1 protein-coding gene is annotated in these 1,448 nt (G+C 55.2%); it reads left to right on the top strand.

Annotated elements, in window-relative coordinates:
• The coding region (locus GS399_RS20515; RefSeq protein ID WP_202409538.1) for a Calx-beta domain-containing protein at positions 1 to 1,448 on the top strand (1,448 nt) is incomplete at both ends.

Raw genomic sequence — 1,448 nt, 5'->3', positions numbered from 1 at the left:
TGACCACGATAAAAGATAACGACCTGTCAACAGTAACGGTAGCGGCGACAAAAGATGGTGCGGAAGGCGCAACCCCGGTAGCGGGCGAGTTCACCTTTACACTAAGCAATGCTTCTTCGACGGCTACGACAGTTAACTTTACGGTAACCGGAACAGCAATTTCCGGAGCGGACTACAGTTCGATCGGCACTTCGGTGACCATTCCGGCAGGAGCGACCACGTATACACTGGCAGTACCGGTGCTGGACGACAACATCGCTGAAGGTACAGAAACGGTGATTCTGCAGATGGCAGCAGCCACCAGTAACAGTTCGATCACGGCCAGCACGACGGCAGCTACGATGAACATCACCGATGACGATGTGTCGCAGATCTCGGTTGCAGCTAATGTGTCAGCAGCTTCGGAACCATCGACCAACGGAAACTTCCGCATGACGCTGAGCAAGCCACTGTCGGCACCAACAACGGTAAGCTATACGGTAAGCGGCACAGCCACTGCGGGCAGCGATTACACAGCATTAAGCGGCACGGTGACCATCAATGCGGGTGAGATCAGTAAAGACATCCCGGTAACGGTAATCGATGATAACCTGCTGGAGCCGTCAGAAACGGTGATACTCACTTTATCGGGAACAACCAACAGCCAGTCGCAGCTCACAGCGGTAGCGGCAGACAAGACCGCTACGGTAACGATTGCCGACGACGACCAGGCGGTGATCAGCATTGCAGCTACTACACAGGCGGCCGAGCCATCCACCGACGGACTGTTCACCATCACGATGGACAAACAGTCTTCGACAGCAACCATAATAAACTATACGGTAAGCGGTACGGCAACAGCCGGAACAGACTATACCGCCTTGAGCGGAACGGTGACCATCCTGGCCAACACCTCGGGTGTGACTATCCCGGTACAGGTAAAGGATGACAACATCCTGGAAGGAGCGGAGAGCGTGATCATCACGCTAAGCACGCCATCGGATCCGAAACTAAGTCTGAGCACCACCGCCAAAACAGCCACGGTAACGATTACGGATAATGACGCCTCGGTAGCCAGCATTGCTGTAACCACCCATGGCGCCGAGAGTGGCCCGATAGCGGGTGTGTTCACTGTGACGCTGACTAACCCGGTTAGCCAGGATACCCATGTGACCTTCACACTGGCAGGAACAGCGACGGAAGGAGCCGATTATACGGCGGTATCACCCAAGACAGTAACCATCCTGGCCGGAGCCACTACCGGTACGATCACCATCCCGGTACTAACGGATGCACTGATCGAAGGTACTGAAACGGTGCTGGCCACATTGACCAGCGCAGACAACGGAGTAACGATCAGTCCGGCGAGTGGTTCAGCCACCATGAACATCTCGGACAGCGGTTCAGCCACGGTGAGTATCGCAGCGGTACCGTCAAGCTATACGGAGTCGGCAGGGAATGCACATTTC

Origin of the sequence: Hufsiella arboris (assembly GCF_009834875.1) — a bacterium.
In the GTDB taxonomy this organism is placed as follows: domain Bacteria; phylum Bacteroidota; class Bacteroidia; order Sphingobacteriales; family Sphingobacteriaceae; genus Hufsiella_A; species Hufsiella_A arboris.
The sequence above is the reverse complement of the archived record's forward strand: the minus strand, read 5'-3'. Positions and strand labels throughout refer to the sequence as shown.